The following is an 18,093-nucleotide window of genomic DNA, read 5'->3' on the forward strand; positions in this document are numbered from 1 at the left end:
GGTAAACCGAGAGAAGCCCAGGAATCGAAATGACCACGACTCAAGCCGCTCCCCAATCCCACGTTAATCTCAGCAGCGCCGAACTAGTCGAGCGCGCAGTGGCACGTGGCGAAGGCCGCCTCTCAGCCAACGGCGCCTTGGTAGTCAAGACCGGCCTGCGTACCGGTCGCTCACCGAAAGACCGCTATATCGTTGATGAGCCCTCCACTAGCAGCCAAATCGATTGGGGCAACGTTAACCAGCCCTTCGACGCCGGCAAGTTCAACGCCCTGTGGGAGCGAGTCAATGACCACCTGGTCAGCCAAGAGCATTTTGTCTCTGAGCTGCACGTGGGCAGTGATTCCACTCACTATCTGCCGGTGCGCGTCACCACCGAAACTGCTTGGCAAAACCTGTTTGGCCGCACCATGTTTGTACGCCCTCAGGCCTACAACCAAGCAGTTAAAGACGAGTGGACGATTCTTAACGCCCCAGGCTTTGAGTGTGACCCTACTCGCGATGGCACCAACTCTGACGGCTGCGTGATCATCAACTTCGCCGAGAAAAAAGTGCTTATCGCGGGTATGCGCTACGCCGGTGAAATGAAGAAAGCCATGTTCTCGGTGCAGAACTTCCTGCTGCCAGCTGCCGACGTACTGCCCATGCACTGCTCGGCGAACGTGGGTGAAGATGGCGAAACCTGTCTCTTCTTCGGTCTGTCTGGCACCGGTAAAACCACGCTCTCGGCGGATCAGGCGCGCTTCTTGATCGGCGATGACGAACACGCTTGGGGGGATGGGGTCGTCTTCAATATGGAAGGTGGCTGCTACGCCAAGTGTATCGATCTTTCCGAGAAGAACGAGCCGGTCATCTGGAACGCCATCAAGTTTGGCACCGTACTGGAAAACGTGGTGCTGGACGACCGTCGTGAGCCTGATTACGCCGACGATAGCCTGACCCAAAACTCCCGTGCCGCGTACCCGTTAGAGCACGTTGAGAAGCGCGTAGCGGAAAACCTGGCTGGCGAGCCGAATGCCATCGTGTTCCTGACCTGCGATATGTCCGGCGTGCTGCCCCCAGTGTCGATTCTTTCCAAAGAAGCCGCGGCGTATCACTTTCTGTCTGGCTACACCGCTAAAGTGGGTTCCACTGAAATGGGCTCCTCTGAAGGCTTGGCCGCCACATTCTCTACCTGCTTTGGCGCACCGTTCTTCCCGCGTCCTGCCCGTGAGTACGCTGATCTACTGATCAAGCGTGTCGAGAAAAAAGACGCCCAGGTATATCTGGTTAATACCGGCTGGACTGGCGGCGCTTACGGCGAAGGTGGCGCACGCTTCTCCATTCCGACCACGCGTGCCATCATCAGCGCGATTCAGTCTGGAGTGCTGCGCGACATCGAGACCAAGCACATCGATGGGCTCAATCTGCAAGTGCCGCTTGCCGTGCCGGGCGTTGATTCCAGCCTGCTCGACCCGCGTGAAACCTGGCAAGACCGTGACGCCTACGACCGCCACCTCAAAGACCTGGCGACCAAATTCGTCGATAACTTCAAGAAATTTGAAGGCGTCAATGAGGCCATTATCCAGGCAGGCCCCCAACTGACCTGAGCATCAGTTGATGACTTGGACGTCAGTTGACCAGCGTGTCAGGCCGCTAGAAAAAGTAGCAGAAAAAAGTAGCGTGCCGGTGTAAGTAAGTCGCACCCAATAGCGACTAAACTACACAGAAATGATCGACCTCAGAATGGGACAGCGCCACGGCACTGTCCCATTTTTATTGGCTCTTTTGCTGGCCGATTATTTTCCTTGCCAATTTCTGGGGAGTGATTCTCATGAAAAGACGTCAATTTTTAGGCCTGGTCGGACTAACCGGCGCGGTCGGGGTGATACCTGGACTGTCATTTGGCTTTCCACGGCTTGACCTGGAGGCTGCACCAGGCCTGGAGCCACTGGAGCTTAGTGAAGCCGAATGGCGTGAACGACTCTCCGATGAAGCCTTTGATGTACTCCGAAAGGCAGGCACTGAGCCCGCCTTTTCAAGCCCGTTGGACAAGGAGTGGGGGGATGGTGAATACCGCTGCGCTGGCTGCGATCTGTTACTCTTCACCAGTGAAATGAAATATGATTCCGGTACCGGTTGGCCAAGCTTTTTCGAACACGTGGAAGGGCATATGCTGACCGAGCTGGACTTCAAGCTGGTTTGGCCCCGTACCGAATACCACTGCGCCCGCTGCGGTGGTCATCAGGGCCACGTCTTCGAAGATGGCCCCGAACCCACCGGCCTGCGCTGGTGCAACAATGGCGTTGCCTTGCGCTTCGTGCCTGCTGAATCGAGCTAGGCTGCCGAGCGGGGGGAGGATAGAACAATCATTAGGAGTGTTGCGTGAAAGGTTGGCTCCAACAACGATGGACTCGAAAGAAACTCGCCAGCATCCATAACCTGCATGATGTTGAGCGGCTGGCCCGAAAAGTGTTGCCCAGGCCAATTTTTGGCTATATCGACCATGTGGCCGAGGATGGGCGAACCCAGCGAGCCAACCTCACCGCTTTTGATGATTACCGCTTTTTGCCCAAGGCGTTTGTCAACGTCTCGCAGATTGATCTGCACACCGAGCTTTATGGCAAACGCTACACTGTTCCGTTCGGTATCGCCCCCATGGGCATTAGTGCGCTGTCAACTTACCAGGGCGACTTAGTGCTGGCGCGGGCAGCAGCAAAGCGCAACCTGCCCATGGTTATGAGTGGTTCATCGCTTGTGCCCATGGAGGAGGTGGCTAAGGTGGAGGGAGCCGACTGGTTTCAGGCCTACCTGCCCGGTACCCCAGAAGGTATTGAGGCTCTGCTCGAGCGGATCAAGCGAGCCGGCTTCAAGAAGCTGGTGGTAACGCTTGATTACCCGGTGCCGCCCAACCCCGACAATTTCCGCCGTTCGGGGTTTTCATCCCCTCTCGAGCCAACCCTTCGCCTAGCATTTGATGGTCTGATACGGCCTAGTTGGCTATGCAATACCTTCCTGCGCACCTTGTGGAAGCACGGCATGCCGCATTTTGAAAACAACTATGCCGAGCGGGGCGCTCCCGTTATCTCCCGCCAAGCAGCGCGGGACTTTTCGGGGCGACGCCATTTTGACTGGGGTTATCTCGATCTTGTACGGCGCCTGTGGCCCGACACCTTGATCGTCAAAGGGATATTAAACCCGGAAGACGCAGTACGTGCTCAGCAGGCAGGGGTTGATGGCATTATTCTTTCAAACCATGGCGCACGCCAGTTGGATTGCACCATTTCCCCGCTCCAGGTGCTGCCCGAGATCAAGCGTCGCGTTAGTGATATCCCCATTATGATCGATAGTGGCTTCCGGCGTGGCTCCGATGTGATCAAGGCGCTGGCATTGGGGGCTGATTTTGTCTTTGTGGGGCGCCCCTTCAACTACGCCGCCGCCTGCGCGGGGCAGGCCGGGGTAGAGCATGTCGCCGATCTTTTACAGCGTGAAATTGAGCGCAATATGGCTTTGCTAGGGCTGACCAGTCTCTCACAGCTAGACCGCTCCTGCCTCTACCTATCAACAGTGTGATTACGTGCCTCGGCCATGTGCATAACGTGCACATCCCCTTGGAATCCCCACATCCATGTGCATGCGAGATTTAGTAGCGCGTGGTAAGCCTAAGGCGCACCCGCGGAAGCAGCGCGAAGCGGTGCCGGAGTTTGGCTGAAGTGCCACTGGGCGTCGTGCCGACGCCTCCCGCGGGTGCCTACGAACGCTCGCTGAACTCGCTTTCTCGTTACCACGCGCTACGGGATGTGCATCTGTCTCATCAAAGCCTAAACCCTTCAACAATATGCTCGGCCAGGCTATCGATAATCGGTGATTGAGTGGCGGAGGTGTGCTGCAAAACGATGGACGCTTCCGGCAGTTCGGGAAACCCTTCTTTTTTACCCAATATCTGCATGTCGGCGGTGACTAAACTGCGCATCCAGGCAGACACTGCCAAGCCCGCCCCCACAACCGCCTGTAACGTCGCCAAACTCGGGCTGCTGTAAGCGACTCGATAGGCCCGACCTGCGCGATCCAGTGCATTGCAGGCATGACGCCGACAAAAGCAGGGAGCCTCAAACATGGCAAGGGGTACTGGTGTCTGTAAATGTGTGCAATGGCTCTCAGCTGAGACCCACACGGTAGCCTCACGCCTTAAAATGGTGCTAACTTCGTCGCCTATCTCCCGCGTCATAATAATCAGGTCTAGGCTCCCTTGTGGCTGCTGAGAGAGTACCGACGAGGGGGCGCAGTGCACATCCACATCTACCAGCGGCCAGGCTTGGGAGAAGGTTTTCAGAATGCCGGGCAGAAAACGCATCACATAGTCATCCGGCACCCCCAGTCGCACACGGCCCACCATATCCGGCTGGCGCAGCAGCGTCAGCGCTTCTCCCTGCAATGAAAGAATTTTGCGTGCATAACCCAGCAGCGTATGCCCTTCGCTGGTTAACAGCAGCTGGCGATTCTGGCGCACAAACAGTGGGCGCTGAATAACATCCTCTTCCAGCCGCTTGATTTGCATGCTGACGGCTGATTGAGTGCGGTTTACCGTCTGAGCGGCGCGGGTGAAGCCGCCCTGGTCGACAATGGCCACAAAGGTGCGCAGCAGCTCATGATCGATGGTGGGTAGTGTGGCCATGGTTATCAATCTTTTTGATGTTGAACATAAGGAGTATTCGTTGGATTGATTTTAGGCGCTGTTCAATACTTCCTTCAACACTTATTCACCACGCCGCTGCTGGCGGCGAAGGGAGGTTGAAATGGAGCGCTCGCTACACTGCTTGCAGAACCAACAGTGCCAATCTGCTGAGAAGCAACCCAGCATCACCTGGCGGGAAAGAATTTATCGCTGGTACCAATTGCGTCGCGAGCGGGATTCCTTGCGCCATTTGAGCGATGACATGCTGAAAGATATTGGCATCAGCCGCGATGACGTACAGCGCGAGTCACGCCGCCCGTTCTGGGATGACCACGGGTGGCGACGCTGAAGCCGCAAGTCATGCCAGCCGTGGCGCGTTTGTGATACCTTGTTGGCACTAAAAAATGCTGCATGAGTTAGTTGCAATTTATGGATGTCAATCAGCGTATTATTTCCCGCCTGGCCACTGAGCTTGGTGTGCGTCCCGAGCAAGTGTCCGCCACGGTGGAGCTGTTGGATGGCGGCGCCACCGTGCCCTTCATTGCCCGTTACCGTAAAGAAGTCACCGGCGCGCTGGACGATATCCAGCTACGCCAGTTGGATGAACGGCTTCGCTATCTGCGTGAGTTGGAAGAGCGCCGCGCCGCGGTACTTGTCGCCATTGATGAGCAGGGCAAGCTCGATGCTACGCTGAAAGCCAGCATCGACGCTGCCGAGACCAAGCAACGCTTGGAAGATTTATACCTGCCGTTTAAGAAAAAACGCCGCACCAAAGCGCAAATCGCTCGCGAAGCAGGGCTTGAGCCGCTGGCGGATGCGCTGCTTGCCGATCCAACGCTTAATCCGGAAAGCGAAGCGGAAAACTATCTGCGCCCAGCAGAAGGCGATATTCCTGCCATCGAAGATGCCAAGGCCGCTCTGGATGGCGCCAAGCAGATCTTGATGGAGCGCTTCGCCGAGGATCCCGAGCTCATCGGCCAACTGCGCGAACGGCTGTGGCAAGAGGGCCAGCTCAGCGCCCGTGTGCTGGAGGGTAAGCAGCAGGAGGGCGCCAAGTTCTCCGACTATTTCGAGCACGATGAGAAACTCGCCAAAGCGCCATCACACCGCGCTTTGGCAATGTTCCGGGCGCGTAACGAAGGCGTGTTGAGCCTGTCGATTCGACTGCCCGGCGAAGACGAGGCCCCCATTCACCCCGCCCAGTTGGCGATTGCCAAGCAGTTTGGCATCAGCGACCAGGGCCGCCCGGCGGATAAGTGGTTAGCCGAAGTGGTGCGCTGGACCTGGCGGGTGAAGCTCTATACAGCACTGGAGACCGAGCTGCTGGGCCGCCTGCGCGAACAGGCTGAGCTTACCGCCATTGAAGTGTTTGCGGCCAACCTAAAAGACCTGCTGCTGGCTGCGCCGGCGGGGCAAAAAGTGACGCTGGCTATCGACCCCGGCCAGCGCACCGGCTGTAAGGTCGCGGTGATCGATGCCACTGGGCAATTTGTCGATCACACCACTATCTATCCCCATGCGCCGCAAAACCAGTGGAATGAAGCCTTGAGCGTGCTGGCTAAGCTGGTGAAACAGCACGGCGTCGAGCTGATTGCGGTGGGCAATGGCACCGCCAGCCGTGAAACTGACAAGCTCGCGGGCGAGCTGCTAAAAGCGCTGGCACCAGCGCATCGGTTAAGCAAAGTGATGGTCTCTGAAGCGGGCGCCTCGGTCTACTCCGCCTCTGAATACGCTTCGCGGGAAATGCCCGATCTCGATGTCACCGTGCGCGGTGCCGTCTCTATTGGTCGCCGCCTGCAGGATCCGCTGGCCGAACTGGTTAAAATTGAGCCCAAGTCGATTGGCGTAGGCCAATACCAGCACGATGTCTCCCAGGTGCAGCTGTCGCGCAGTCTGGAAGTCGTCATTGAGGACTGTGTTAACGCCGTGGGCGTCGACCTCAATACCGCTTCCAGCGCACTGCTTTCACGGGTAGCCGGTCTGAGCGCTGCGCTGGCCGAAAATATCGTTGCTCAGCGTAATGTCAAAGGCGCCTTCAAAAACCGTAAAGAGCTGTTAGAAGTGAGCCGCCTCGGTGCCAAAACCTTCGAGCAGTGCGCGGGTTTCCTGCGTATCCACAATGCCGATAACCCCTTGGATGCCAGCGCCGTTCACCCGGAAGCCTACTCACTGGTGGAACGTATCGCCAAGCAGAGCGGGCGTGAAGTACGCGGCTTGATTGGCGACAGCGCCGCGTTGAAAGCCTTAAAGCCCGCCGATTTTGCCGATGAGCGTTTCGGCGTGCCCACCGTCAGCGATATTCTCAAAGAACTGGATAAACCTGGTCGCGACCCTCGTCCTGAGTTTAAAGCGGCCGAATTCCGCGAAGGTGTCGAAACCCTTAATGACCTCAAGCTTTCCATGGTGCTCGAAGGCACAGTCACCAATGTGACCCACTTCGGCGCTTTTGTGGATATCGGTGTCCATCAGGACGGCCTGGTACATATCTCGGCGCTATCTGATCGCTTTATCGATGACCCCCGCAGCGTGGTGAAAGCAGGTGATATTGTCACCGTTAAAGTGATGAGCATTGATATCCCCCGCAAACGGGTAGGTCTATCGATGCGTTTGGATGACCAGCCTGAGGCTGAAAACGGTGCTAACAGCGGTGCCAATAAGAACAGTGGCTCGCCTAAAGAGCAATACAGTGGTGCTCGTAAACCGGCTCGAAACCAGCGTAACAACGCTAATAAAGCGGAAGCGCCAGAGCCCATGGGTGCGCTTGGAGCTGCGCTATTGAAAGCGCGTGGCGGCAAATAGTCGCGTGTCCTGGAAGCGAAGGTGTCTTGAAAAAACGATCGTTGCCGCCATATCCTGTTTTCTGTTTTTGAATCAGCGATGATGGCGATGCCACCTGACTACACCAAGGCCCGCTCAAGGCGGGCTTTACTGACAAGGAGTGTTCACCTTGCCTGAACCACTCACTGTGCCATCCGCGCTGACCGCGCAAGTCGAGCGCCTGATACCCAGTGCGCGCCTTGGTCGGTTGGGCCGCCTGCGTCGTGGGCTTGAAAAAGAGGGACTGCGGGTCGATGCTACTGGCCACATTGCGCAAACGCCGCACCCGCACGCGCTGGGGTCGAAATTAACCCACCCGCATATCACCACCGACTACTCAGAGTCGCTGTTAGAGTACATCACGCCGGTTTACTCTCAGCCGGGTGAAGCGCTGTGCTTTCTATCTGACCTGCATACTTTTACTTATCATCACCTGCAAAACGAATGGATCTGGCCCGGCAGTATGCCCTCTAGGCTATCCGGCAACGACAGCGTGCCGATTGCCGATTATGGCAGCTCCAACGTGGGCACCATGAAGCATGTTTACCGCAAAGGGTTGGACATGCGTTACGGCCGCATCATGCAGGCGATTGCAGGCGTTCATTACAACGTATCGCTGCCTGATGATATGTGGCACGCCCTACGCGAGTTGGAAAAAGCCACCAATATCCCCTTCAACGACTATCGTTCCACCCGCTATTTCGGCATGATCCGTCACTTCCGCCGCCATAGCTGGTTGTTGCTCTATCTGTTTGGCGCTTCACCGGCCATCGATAAAAGTTTTTTGCCTGAAGGTAAGGTACCCGAAAAACTGCAGTCGCTTAGCGACGACACCTACTTTGCCCCATACGCGACGACTCTGCGGATGTCCGATCTGGGGTATCAAAACAAAGTACAGTCGCAGCTTAAAATCTGTTTTAACTCGCTCTCTAACTACGTTAATACCCTGCGGCACGCCATCTCTTCGCCGTGGCCCGACTATGAAAAAATGGGTGTTAACGTGGATGGTGAGTGGCGTCAGTTGAACGCTAATATTCTCCAGATCGAAAACGAGTACTACAGCGACATTCGGCCCAAGCGGGTTGCCAAACACAACGAAACGCCCAGCCAAGCCCTCGAAGCCCGCGGCGTGGAGTATATCGAAGTACGCTGTTTGGATTTAAACCCCTTCGACCCCCTGGGCGTTACTGAAGACCAGATGCGCTTTGTGGACACCTTTTTGATGTGGTGCCTACTCAGCGACAGCCCGTGGATCTCCGACGAAGAGTGTGACCGCTTGGACGACAACCGCCGCTGGGTGGTGGAGCGCGGCCGTGACCCTGAACTCATGCTAATCAACCATGGTGAAACCACCTCGGTGCGTGAGTGGGGCGAACAAATTTTCGCCGAGATGGGCGAAGTTGCCCGCCTGCTGGATGCGGTCGAGGAGGGGAGCCCGCATGCTGATGCGCTGGCAAGCCTTGCACCACGTCTTGCAGACCCTTCGCTAACGCCTTCTGCCCAGGTGCTGGAACGGTTAAAAGCGCACGGCGGATCGTTAAGCGATTTGATGCTTAGCCTGGCCAAAGAGCAGGCCGAGCAGTTAAAAGCCGCGCCGATGCAGCGCAGTCGTGAAGCGCTGCTTGCTCAGCTGATTGAGACCTCGCACCAGCAGCAGCACGATATTGAAGCCGCTGATAAAGAGACCTTCGAAGAGTTCTTGCAGGCCTATTTCACTAAAGCTCGTGAGTCCCGCGCCATGTCGGCGCTGCCATCTGAGGTTAGACAATGATTCTGCACTCCTTTCGCTCGGCCGCCCTGGCTGGTTTAGCCTTCTGCGTTTTAATGATGGCGGTAGCCCTGGGGCTTGAGCACATCGGCGGATATGAACCTTGCCCGCTGTGTATCTTTCAGCGCGTCGCGGTGATCGCCGCGGGTATCGTATTCGCAATAGCTGCTATCCATAGTCCCGCCGGGCGTGTGGGCAAAGTGATTTACGGGCTGCTGTCGCTGGCTGCTGTTGGAACAGGTGCCTTTATCGCCGGGCGTCACGTTTGGCTGCAGGGCTTGCCTGCCGATGAAGTCCCTTCCTGCGGTCCTGGGCTTGGCTACATGATAGATATCCTGCCATTGCAGGACGTGGTGGCCATGGTGTTAACCGGTTCTGGCGAGTGCGCCAATATCGATTTCTCGTTGCTCGGCCTATCACTGCCCGCCTGGACGCTAATCGGATTTGCCATTCTGGCAATCGCACCGCTGCGTATGCTGTTGATGAAAAGTCGGGGTTAGTAGGGCGTCAGCGATAAGGAGACGTACATGCTTTATCAACATTTTGCGACTCAAGAAGAGATCGATCGCGCCTACGACCCGATGATGGGTCGTGACCCGGCGGTGTTGGTAAAGGATTGGCGTGAGCGCAGTGAAGCATCAAGAGTTAACCACTGCACAACGCTCGATCTGCCTTATGGCCCAACGCTTGCGGAACGCATGGATATCTTTCATGCCGATGCACCTGATACCGATAGCCCAAAAGCGCCGGTGCATGTGTTTTTCCACGGCGGCTACTGGCGATCGCTGAGTCATCGTGAATTTAGCTTTATCGTTGACGACTTGGTGAAAGCCGGTATCACCGTCGCGGTGGTCAACTACGCTCTCTGCCCGCAGGTACGCTTTAGCGAGCTGGTGCGGCAGAGCCAAGCAGCGGTGGCCTACGTTTATCGCCATGCCGCTGAATTGGGCGTTGATCCGGAGCAGCTGAGTATTTCGGGGCACTCGGCAGGTGGGCATCTATGCGCGATGCTGATGTCGACGGACTGGGAGGGCACTTTTGGCTTACCCAACCAACTGATTCGCGGCGCGCTCTGCATCAGCGGTTTATACGACCTGCAACCCTTTCCCTGGTCGTGGCTGCAGCCCAAGCTTCAGCTAAGCGGGCGCGACGTGCAGGAGTTCAGCCCCATATGGCTGCCATGCCGAGTACCTGCGCCTATAAAGCTGGTAGCAGGGGGCCTGGAGTCAGAAGAGTTCGAGCGCCAGATGAGCAGCTATGCTGAGCACTTGAGCCAGCAAGGCCAAATAGTGACTCAGCAGCTACTTCCCAACGTAGACCACTTCTCGATTCTTGAGAACTATCTTAACGATGGCTGCTTCGTTGAGTGGATTAAAGGGTTTCACGCTAGCGTTAAGATATGATTAAAAACTAACGAAGCTTCTCAATACAGGATCGAAATCAGCCTGAAGCGGGGGTCTTTCGCCATGGATGGCGAAAGTAGCGCCCAGGGATGGGTTCACAGCGCCCCCGCGGAAGGTTGTTTCGATCCGGTGCACCTCTTTGTACTCTACTAGAGGCACTTTTGATTATCTTTAATGAGCTGGAATCACCGCCGTCGCTTCGATTTCTACCTTGGCCTGATCCTCAACCAGCCCCGCCACCTGAACCATCGTCATCGCCGGAAAATGTTTACCCAGCACCTCACGGTAGGCGGTGCCCACCTCCTTAAGCCGCGCCAGATACTCCTGCTTGTCCGTCACATACCAGGTCAACCGCACGATATGCTCCGGGCCTGCGTTCGCCTCTTTTAAGATCGCTACGATATTCTGCAGCGCCTGATTCACTTGAACGACAAAGTCATCGCTTTCAAATACCTGGTCGGCATTCCAACCAATCTGCCCACCTACAAACACACTCTGGCCTGAAGCCAGCACGCCGTTAGCGTAGCCCACCGCTGCTTTCCAATGCGAAGGGTGAAGAAGCTGATGAAAGTTGGCGTCACTCATTATGGCTATCCTTATAGGTTTTCGACGGTAAAGTGCTGGCGCATAGCCTCTGTCCAGGGCATTGGCTGACCGCTATTTAGATCCACATATACAAGGGTTGAACGACTGGTTAGACGTTTCTGATCACCGCAGTAAGCGATAATCTGAAGGGTAAGGCTGCTACGCCCAACGGCTTGAACCGCTAATTCAAAGGTGAGTCGTTCGCCTAACCGGCTCGGCGCATGAAACTGGGTGTCGATAGCGGCGGTGGGAACCCCGGTGCCGCTCTCCACATGCAGTTGGTTAAAGTCACGCTGAACGACCTCCTCAAACCAATCCTCCACCACGGAGTTAATCATCTCGAAATAGCGGGGGTAAAAAACGATACCCGCCGGATCACAGTGCTGGAAACGAACTTTTCGCTGGGTAGTAAACGCCACTGTTTTCTCCTCCCTACACGCCCAGATAACGGTCACGCACAGTGCTGTCCAGCGCTGCGGGTTTGCCATCCCACACGGTGCAGCCTTTTTCCAGGATGGTGCAGCGGTCAGCAATGGGTAGAATTTCGCTTAATGACTTATCCACCAGCAGCGTGGCTTGACCTTGCTCCTTGAGCAGCCGAATCGCCCGCCAGATCTCCTGACGAATCACCGGCGCCAATCCTTCAGTGGCTTCATCTAGCACCAGCAAACGCGGATTGGTCATCAGCGCCCGGCCAATAGCCAGCATCTGCTGCTCACCGCCGGAGAGGGTCTTGGCCATTTGCGCGCGGCGCTCCTCCAAGCGCGGAAACAGCGTTTCTACTTTCTCCAGTGTCCACTCGCCCGGGCGGGCGGTCACCAATAGGTTTTCGCGCACCGACAAATTAGGGAAACAGCGGCGCCCCTCCGGCACCAAGCCAAGCCCCGCTTTAGCGATACGAAAAGCGGGTAAGCGGCGTATGTTCTGGGATTCAAACTCAATCGTGCCACGGCTGGCCGGAGTCAGACCGAATATCGAGCGAATGGTGGTGGTTTTACCCATACCGTTGCGCCCCATTAGGGCGACCATCTCACCGGCGTTAACGTCAAGGCTAACGCCAAATAACGCCTGAGAGGGCCCATAAAACGTTTCAATATCAGCAACCTTAAGCATCAGAATCCCCCAGGTAGGCTTCACGGACGCGGGGATCCTGCCTAATAGTGTGGCTATCCCCATGGGCGATAACGCTCCCGGATACCAACACAGAGATACGATCAGCCAGACGAAATACCGCCTCCATATCGTGCTCGATCAGCAGGATAGGCACTTCCAGCTTAAGCGCCTCCAGCAGCTCGGTCAGCTTTGCCGATCCTTCTGGACCCAAGCCTGCCATGGGTTCGTCCAGCAGCAGTGCGCGAGGTTTGAGCGCCAGAGCGCAAGCCACCTCAACCTGGCGGCGTTCCCCGTGGGAAAGTTCGAATACCGGCGTCCAGGCGCGGTGACTAAGCTGCATACGCGCCAGTGCTTCATAGGCTGGTTCAAGCAGTTGCCGATCGCGAGCAACGGGCTTCCAGAACCGAAAACTGTGACTCTGCAGCGCTTGAACTCCCATCATCACATTGCGCATCACCGATAGCGGCTCCGCCAGCGAGGAGACCTGAAAGCTACGCCCCAGGCCCAGGCGCGCCCGCTGAGCGATACTCATGCTCGTGATCTCACAGCCTGCTAAGTAAACACTCCCTTCATCAGGGCGTATATTCCCCGCGATTTGGCCAATCAGGGTCGATTTCCCCGCGCCGTTGGGGCCAATCAAGGCGTGAATCTCCCCGGGTCTAAGATCCAACGAAACATCGCTGGTCGCCTGTAGTGCGCCAAAGCGCTTATGCAGGTTTTGTAGTGAAAGAACCACATCACTCATTGCGTTCCCTCCCGGCCAGCCAACCCATCACACCATGTTTGGCAAATAGCACCACCCCAAGCAGTACTAACCCGAGGAAAAGCTGCCAATATTGGGTGACTCCCCCCAGAAAGGTTTCCATCATCACAAACAGCACCGCACCGGCTAACGGGCCGTAAAGACGCCCCACGCCGCCTAAAATGACGATGACCATCAGTTCGCCGGAGAAGTGCCAACTCAGCATTGTCGGGCTAACAAAGCCATTTAGATCCGCATAGAGCGCACCAGCAAGCCCGGTAATCGCGGCAGAAATCACAAACGCCACCAAGCGAATGGGGTAGGGGCTGATCCCGGCAGTGGCAAGGCGTACATCGTTAAGCCGTGCCATGGTCAAGGCCGCACCAAAGCGCGATTTCATCATTCGTGAGGTAATTGCCATCGCTAACACAAGCCCGGTGAAGCAGATCAGGAAATAGGTGAGTGCATCGCTGCTATCGAGCATGTTGTTATTGAACAGGGGCAGGGTGTTGCGAATATAAATAGGCAGACCATCTTCGCCGCCATAGGTCGGCCAGGAGTTGGCAAAGTAGTAAATCATCTGCGCAAAGGCGAGGGTGATCATAATGAAATAGACCCCCGTGGTACGCAGTGAGATAGCGCCGATGACCAGCGCTAGCAGCCCGCACAGCAACATAGCGGCGAGCCATATCACCAGTAAATTGTCGCTGCCCGGCACGCTGAAAGGCCACGTCATAAATGGGGTCATATCAAAAGCGTGATAAGCACTGATGCCTGCCACATAGCCACCTAAGCCGAAATAGGCCGCGTGGCCAAAGCTCACCATGCCCCCATAGCCAATGGCCAGGTTAAGGCCAACGGCCGCCATGGCAATAATGGTGATACGCGAGGCCAGATTGACATAATAAATATGGCCCAAGAAATAGGCTGCTACAGGCAGTAACAGCAGTAGCCCGAGCAGGGCCATCTGAACCAGCCCTTTGCGGTCAAAAGGTCTATCCGCTTCGGGCGCTAGCGCAGCGTTCTTGGACAAGGAAGTGGTATTAGTCATGGGCAGAGAACAGTCCCTTAGGCTTGAACGCGAGAATGACGGCCATGAGGATATAGATCAGCATCGCGGCCAACGCCGAACCGACGCCGGTCGCCTCAGACGGCGGCATAAACGCTTGAAAGAAGATGGGCAGATAGACCCGACCCAAGGTGTCGACAATACCCACCAGCAGGGCACCGAGTAGCGCGCCTTTAATTGAGCCGATACCGCCAATGACGATTACGACAAACGCTAAAATCAGCACCGGCTCGCCCATACCCACCTGTACAGATTGCAATGCGCCTACTAAAGCGCCGGCTAAACCCGCTAACGCCGCCCCTAAGGCAAACACCAAGGTATAGAGTTTTGAAATATTGACCCCCAGCGCACCAATCATTTCGCGATCGCTTTCACCTGCCCGAATGCGCATACCGAGTCGAGTTCGCGAGATAAGCAAGTAAAGGGCAATCGAAATAGCGATACCCACCCCAATCAGCATCAGCCGATAGATGGGGTAGCGGGTATCACCTGGCAGGGTGACAAAACCCGTCAGCCAAGAAGGAGGACTCAACCATAACGGTGAAGAGCCAAAGATCCAGCGTGTGCCCTCCGAAAAAATCAGTATTAGCGCAAAGGTTGCCAATACCTGATCAAGATGAGGACGGTGGTAAAGTCGGCGTATCACCAACAGTTCTACCAGTGCACCTACCAGGGCGGCCGCAGTCATCCCAGCAGCCAGTCCAATCAGAAAAGAGCCCGTTGAGGCAGTCACCGCTGCCGTAGCGTAGGCGCCCACCATATAAAAAGAGCCGTGGGCAAGATTGATCAGCCCCATCACCCCAAACACCAAGGTGAGGCCGCTGGCCATCAAAAACAGCATCGTGCCGAGCTGCACGCCGTTCAGTAATTGCTCTATCAGCAGAGTAACGGACACGTTAGTTAACCTTAACGAAGGTGAAGAGAAATGGCTGGGTGGCTACACCCAGCCGAGGCGAGCTTACATCTGGCACTGCTCGTAATAGACGTCTTGGATATCTTCGATGGCGACACCGATCAGGCGATTGGTGGGCTCGCCATCGTCACCCTCCACCACTTCGCGCACGTAAATATCCTGGATTGGGTGCTGGTTCGGGCCGAAGCGGAACTCACCGCGTACGCTGTCAAAGTCAGCGGCACGAAGTGCCTCGCGGAAGGCGTCTTTGTCATCGGGGTTGGCAGTTTCAAGCGCGCTAAGAATCAGGTTGGCGGTGTCGTAACCTTGTGCCGCGTACAACGTTGGCGTGCGGTCATAGGCTTCTCGGAAGCCCTCAACAAAGCGATCGTTGGCCTCGTTTTCCAGGTCATATGCCCATAGCGAGGTGTTGCGTGCGCCAATCGCCGCACTGCCTACCGCTTTGATTAAGATTTCATCAAACGAGAAGGCGGCGCCAAAGATCGGCATATCGACGCCGGAGCTTTCCCACTGCTTCATAAACGAGATGCCCATACCGCCGGGTAAGAAGAAGAACAAGCTGTCGGCATCGCTATCGCGAATCTGGGCAATTTCAGCCGCGTAGTCGGTCTGGCCCATTTGGGTGTAAAGTTCGCCGACGACCTCGCCTTCATAAAGATGTTTAAAGCCCGCTAGCGCATCGGTGCCAGCAGGGTAGTTGGGCGCCATGATGATCGGGCGCTCATACCCCTCTTCGCGCATGTACGCGCCCATGGCGCCGTGCAGGTTGTCGTTCTGATACGCCACGTTGAAGTAGTTCTCGTGGCACATGCGCCCTGCCAAATCGGAGGGCCCGGCATTAGGTGACAGGTAAAAGGTGCCCTGGCGTACCACCGAAGGAACGACCGCCATTGCCAAGTTTGACCAGATAATGCCGGTAAGAATATCGACCTCATCACGCTGCATAAACTCATTGGCCAGCGTACGCGCCAGGTCGGGGCGTCTCGCATCATCCTGAATCAGCACTTCCACGTCGTCGCGGCCCGACTGCTCAAGCGCCAGCATGAAGCCATCGCGAACGTCCACGCCCAGGTGCGAACCGCCGCCTGAGAGGGTGGTGATCATGCCGATCTTGACGTCATCGGCGTGAGCAGTGGTTACCAGGCTGGAGGAGAGCAGTAAGCCAAGGCCAAAGCGGGATATCATTTTCATGGATCATTCCTCATTTTTTAATCGTTTATTACTTAGAGGGTCATGCGTTGGTGTTGGTGCTATTGATGTTAGTGCTATTCACATTGATGCCAGGAGAGCCAGCACTCGGGTAATGTTCCTGGCTCAGCCGAAAGCGCTGAACCTTACCCGTGGATGTTTTAGGTAGTGCCTCGATAAATCGTATGGAGCGAGGGTACTTATACGGCGCGATGGTCTGCTTCACGAAGTCCTGCAACATTTGCTGACATTCTTCATCTTGCTGAAAACCATCGTTTAGAACAACAAAAGCCTCGACAATTTGGCCGCGCTCTTGGCTTGGCGCTCCGATCACCGCGCACTCTTTAACGGCGGGGTGGGCCAGCAGCGCTGCTTCCACCTCGGGGCCTGCGATGTTATAGCCCGCCGAGACAATCATGTCGTCGTTGCGAGCGGCGAAGTGGAAGTAACCCTCCTCGTCCTGGTAAAACGCATCACCGGTGATATTCCAGCCCGCCTTTACATACTTTTGCTGGCGCTTGTCGGCCAGGTAGCGGCAGCCAGTAGGGCCACGCACAGCCAGTTTGCCGACCGTGCCGCGAGGGACATCATTCATCTCGTCATCAACGATTCGTGCCTCGTAACCGGTCACCGGTTTACCGGTACAACTGGGGCGATGGTCATCCAGATGATTGGAGATAAAGATATGCAGCATTTCAGTTGCGCCGATGCCGTCGAGAATCGGTGTGCCGGTTTGCTTGATCCAGTCATGATAAATCGGTGCGGGCAGGGTTTCGCCAGCGGAAACCGCCACGCGCAGGCTGCTCAAATCCTCATGGCGAGTAGGTGCTGAGAGCATCGCCCGGTAGGCGGTCGGCGCAGTGAAGACCACCGTGGCCTGATACTCGCGGATAATGTCCATCATATTGGGCGGGGAGGCGTGTTCGAGTAGTACGGCGGTGGCGCCGAAGCGCAGCGGGAAAATGGCCAGCCCGCCCAGGCCAAAGGTAAATGCCAGCGGCGGCGAACCGACGAACACGTCCTCCGGCGTTACCTGCAAGACTTCCTTGGCGTAGCCGTCGGCAATGACCAGCAGGTCGCGGTGAAAGTGCATAGTGGCTTTGGGTGAGCCGGTAGTGCCAGAGGTAAACCCCAGCAGCGCCACATCGTCGGCGGCGGTATTCACCGCTTCAAAGGTGGCGGGTTTGCCCAGCGCTAAACGGTCAAGCTCTGCGTCATGGTTAGCCGTGCCATCAAAGCCAACGACACGTTTGAGTACCGGGCTGTGTTGTTGGCACTCAACCAGTTCATCGAGCAGACGGGTGTCGCACAGGGCGAGGCTGATTTCTGCTTTATCGATTACCTGGCATAGCTCTTTGGTGCGCAGCATTGGCATGGTGTTGACCACCACGGCGCCCGCCTTGGTGGCGGCCAGCCAGCAGGCCACCATGGCCGGGTTGTTGGCAGAGCGGATCAATAACCGTTGACCGGGAACCACGCCCAGGTCTTCGACCAGCACGTGGGCAAGGCGGTTGGTCCACTCGGTGAGCTCTTGATAGGTGCGGCGGCGGCCGTTGCCCGCTAAGGCAATTCGTTCACCGTGACCCTGGTCGAGCAGCCGATCGCAGAGCTCAACGCCCGCGTTAAGTCGTTGGGGATAATTGTAGCCCGCGAGCAGGAACTCAGGCTGGCAATCAGTGGGTGGCAGGTTATCCCGCGCAAAAGTATCAGCATGAGCCGACTGGATGTACATGACCAACCTCCGTATTTGGTGTCGTTGTTTATTCCTGCCCACGGCTCAAAGGAAGCGCGGGCAGGGATACGGTGTCTGGCGTGGTGTTTTATTGTTGTTGGAAACTGCTGTA

Annotated in this window: 17 protein-coding genes; 8 read left to right on the forward strand and 9 right to left on the reverse strand. The window is 56.4% G+C overall.

Annotated features, from left to right (window positions below; all coding sequences use genetic code 11):
• Nucleotides 1-29 precede the first annotated feature (29 nt).
• The 3 genes from ACW17M_RS22120 to ACW17M_RS22130 all read left to right on the forward strand — a co-directional run bounded on the left by ACW17M_RS22120 (nucleotide 30) and on the right by ACW17M_RS22130 (nucleotide 3,549).
• Complete coding sequence (locus ACW17M_RS22120; RefSeq protein WP_457548100.1) at nucleotides 30-1,586, forward strand: phosphoenolpyruvate carboxykinase; 1,557 nt, start codon at nucleotides 30-32, stop codon at nucleotides 1,584-1,586.
• A 224-nt stretch (nucleotides 1,587-1,810) separates the two neighbouring features.
• The gene (gene msrB / locus ACW17M_RS22125) at nucleotides 1,811-2,317 is read left to right on the forward strand and encodes a peptide-methionine (R)-S-oxide reductase MsrB (protein ID WP_161463343.1); all 507 of its coding nucleotides are present in this window, start codon (nucleotides 1,811-1,813) and stop codon (nucleotides 2,315-2,317) included.
• Between the two features lie 44 nt (nucleotides 2,318-2,361).
• The gene (locus tag ACW17M_RS22130) at nucleotides 2,362-3,549 is read left to right on the forward strand and encodes an alpha-hydroxy acid oxidase (protein WP_278371396.1); all 1,188 of its coding nucleotides are present in this window, start codon (nucleotides 2,362-2,364) and stop codon (nucleotides 3,547-3,549) included.
• 241 nt (nucleotides 3,550-3,790) lie between these two features.
• On the opposite strand, the gene ACW17M_RS22135 is transcribed toward ACW17M_RS22130, so the two are convergent.
• Nucleotides 3,791-4,651, reverse strand: a complete 861-nt coding sequence (locus ACW17M_RS22135) for a LysR substrate-binding domain-containing protein (protein ID WP_457548101.1) — start codon at nucleotides 4,649-4,651, stop codon at nucleotides 3,791-3,793.
• 121 nt (nucleotides 4,652-4,772) lie between these two features.
• On the opposite strand from ACW17M_RS22135, the gene ACW17M_RS22140 reads away from it, so the two are divergent.
• The 5 genes from ACW17M_RS22140 (at nucleotide 4,773) to ACW17M_RS22160 (ending at nucleotide 10,639) form a co-directional block, all read left to right on the forward strand.
• On the forward strand, nucleotides 4,773-5,000 hold the full coding sequence (locus ACW17M_RS22140; RefSeq protein WP_027958820.1) for a DUF1127 domain-containing protein: 228 nt from the start codon (nucleotides 4,773-4,775) through the stop codon (nucleotides 4,998-5,000).
• An 80-nt stretch (nucleotides 5,001-5,080) separates the two neighbouring features.
• A complete protein-coding gene (locus tag ACW17M_RS22145; protein WP_400674941.1) occupies nucleotides 5,081-7,450 on the forward strand; it encodes a Tex family protein in 2,370 nt (789 codons plus the stop codon).
• 148 nt (nucleotides 7,451-7,598) lie between these two features.
• Entirely contained in the window at nucleotides 7,599-9,239 is a 1,641-nt protein-coding gene (gene gshA, locus ACW17M_RS22150) for a glutamate--cysteine ligase (protein ID WP_027958822.1), read from the forward strand.
• Nucleotides 9,236-9,736: a disulfide bond formation protein B gene (locus ACW17M_RS22155; protein WP_009288479.1), complete on the forward strand. Its 501-nt coding sequence runs from the start codon at nucleotides 9,236-9,238 to the stop codon at nucleotides 9,734-9,736. The genes gshA and ACW17M_RS22155 overlap by 4 nt, the downstream gene beginning before the upstream one ends.
• Before the next feature lie 27 nt (nucleotides 9,737-9,763).
• Nucleotides 9,764-10,639 carry an alpha/beta hydrolase gene (locus ACW17M_RS22160; protein ID WP_457548102.1) on the forward strand — a complete coding sequence of 292 codons (876 nt, stop codon included), beginning with the start codon at nucleotides 9,764-9,766 and terminating at the stop codon, nucleotides 10,637-10,639.
• 171 nt (nucleotides 10,640-10,810) lie between these two features.
• On the opposite strand, the gene ACW17M_RS22165 is transcribed toward ACW17M_RS22160, so the two are convergent.
• From ACW17M_RS22165 to ACW17M_RS22200, 8 genes are all read right to left on the reverse strand, one after another.
• Nucleotides 10,811-11,224, reverse strand: a complete 414-nt coding sequence (locus tag ACW17M_RS22165) for a Rid family hydrolase (RefSeq protein ID WP_161463852.1) — start codon at nucleotides 11,222-11,224, stop codon at nucleotides 10,811-10,813.
• A gap of 11 nt (nucleotides 11,225-11,235) precedes the next feature.
• On the reverse strand, nucleotides 11,236-11,643 hold the full coding sequence (locus ACW17M_RS22170; protein ID WP_022519702.1) for an acyl-CoA thioesterase: 408 nt from the start codon (nucleotides 11,641-11,643) through the stop codon (nucleotides 11,236-11,238).
• 13 nt (nucleotides 11,644-11,656) lie between these two features.
• Entirely contained in the window at nucleotides 11,657-12,337 is a 681-nt protein-coding gene (locus ACW17M_RS22175) for an ABC transporter ATP-binding protein (protein WP_035538356.1), read from the reverse strand.
• A complete protein-coding gene (locus tag ACW17M_RS22180; protein WP_022519700.1) occupies nucleotides 12,330-13,082 on the reverse strand; it encodes an ABC transporter ATP-binding protein in 753 nt (250 codons plus the stop codon). The genes ACW17M_RS22175 and ACW17M_RS22180 overlap by 8 nt, the downstream gene beginning before the upstream one ends.
• Nucleotides 13,075-14,130 carry a branched-chain amino acid ABC transporter permease gene (locus ACW17M_RS22185; RefSeq protein ID WP_022519699.1) on the reverse strand — a complete coding sequence of 352 codons (1,056 nt, stop codon included), beginning with the start codon at nucleotides 14,128-14,130 and terminating at the stop codon, nucleotides 13,075-13,077. The genes ACW17M_RS22180 and ACW17M_RS22185 overlap by 8 nt, the downstream gene beginning before the upstream one ends.
• On the reverse strand, nucleotides 14,123-15,043 hold the full coding sequence (locus tag ACW17M_RS22190; protein ID WP_009288482.1) for a branched-chain amino acid ABC transporter permease: 921 nt from the start codon (nucleotides 15,041-15,043) through the stop codon (nucleotides 14,123-14,125). Before ACW17M_RS22190 ends, ACW17M_RS22185 begins: the two co-directional genes overlap by 8 nt.
• Before the next feature lie 63 nt (nucleotides 15,044-15,106).
• On the reverse strand, nucleotides 15,107-16,252 hold the full coding sequence (locus ACW17M_RS22195) for an ABC transporter substrate-binding protein (RefSeq protein ID WP_457548103.1): 1,146 nt from the start codon (nucleotides 16,250-16,252) through the stop codon (nucleotides 15,107-15,109).
• A 40-nt stretch (nucleotides 16,253-16,292) separates the two neighbouring features.
• A complete protein-coding gene (locus ACW17M_RS22200) occupies nucleotides 16,293-17,981 on the reverse strand; it encodes a benzoate-CoA ligase family protein (protein WP_457548104.1) in 1,689 nt (562 codons plus the stop codon).
• Nucleotides 17,982-18,093 lie beyond the last annotated feature (112 nt).

The organism is Vreelandella sp. 2A-K22 (assembly GCF_054065485.1).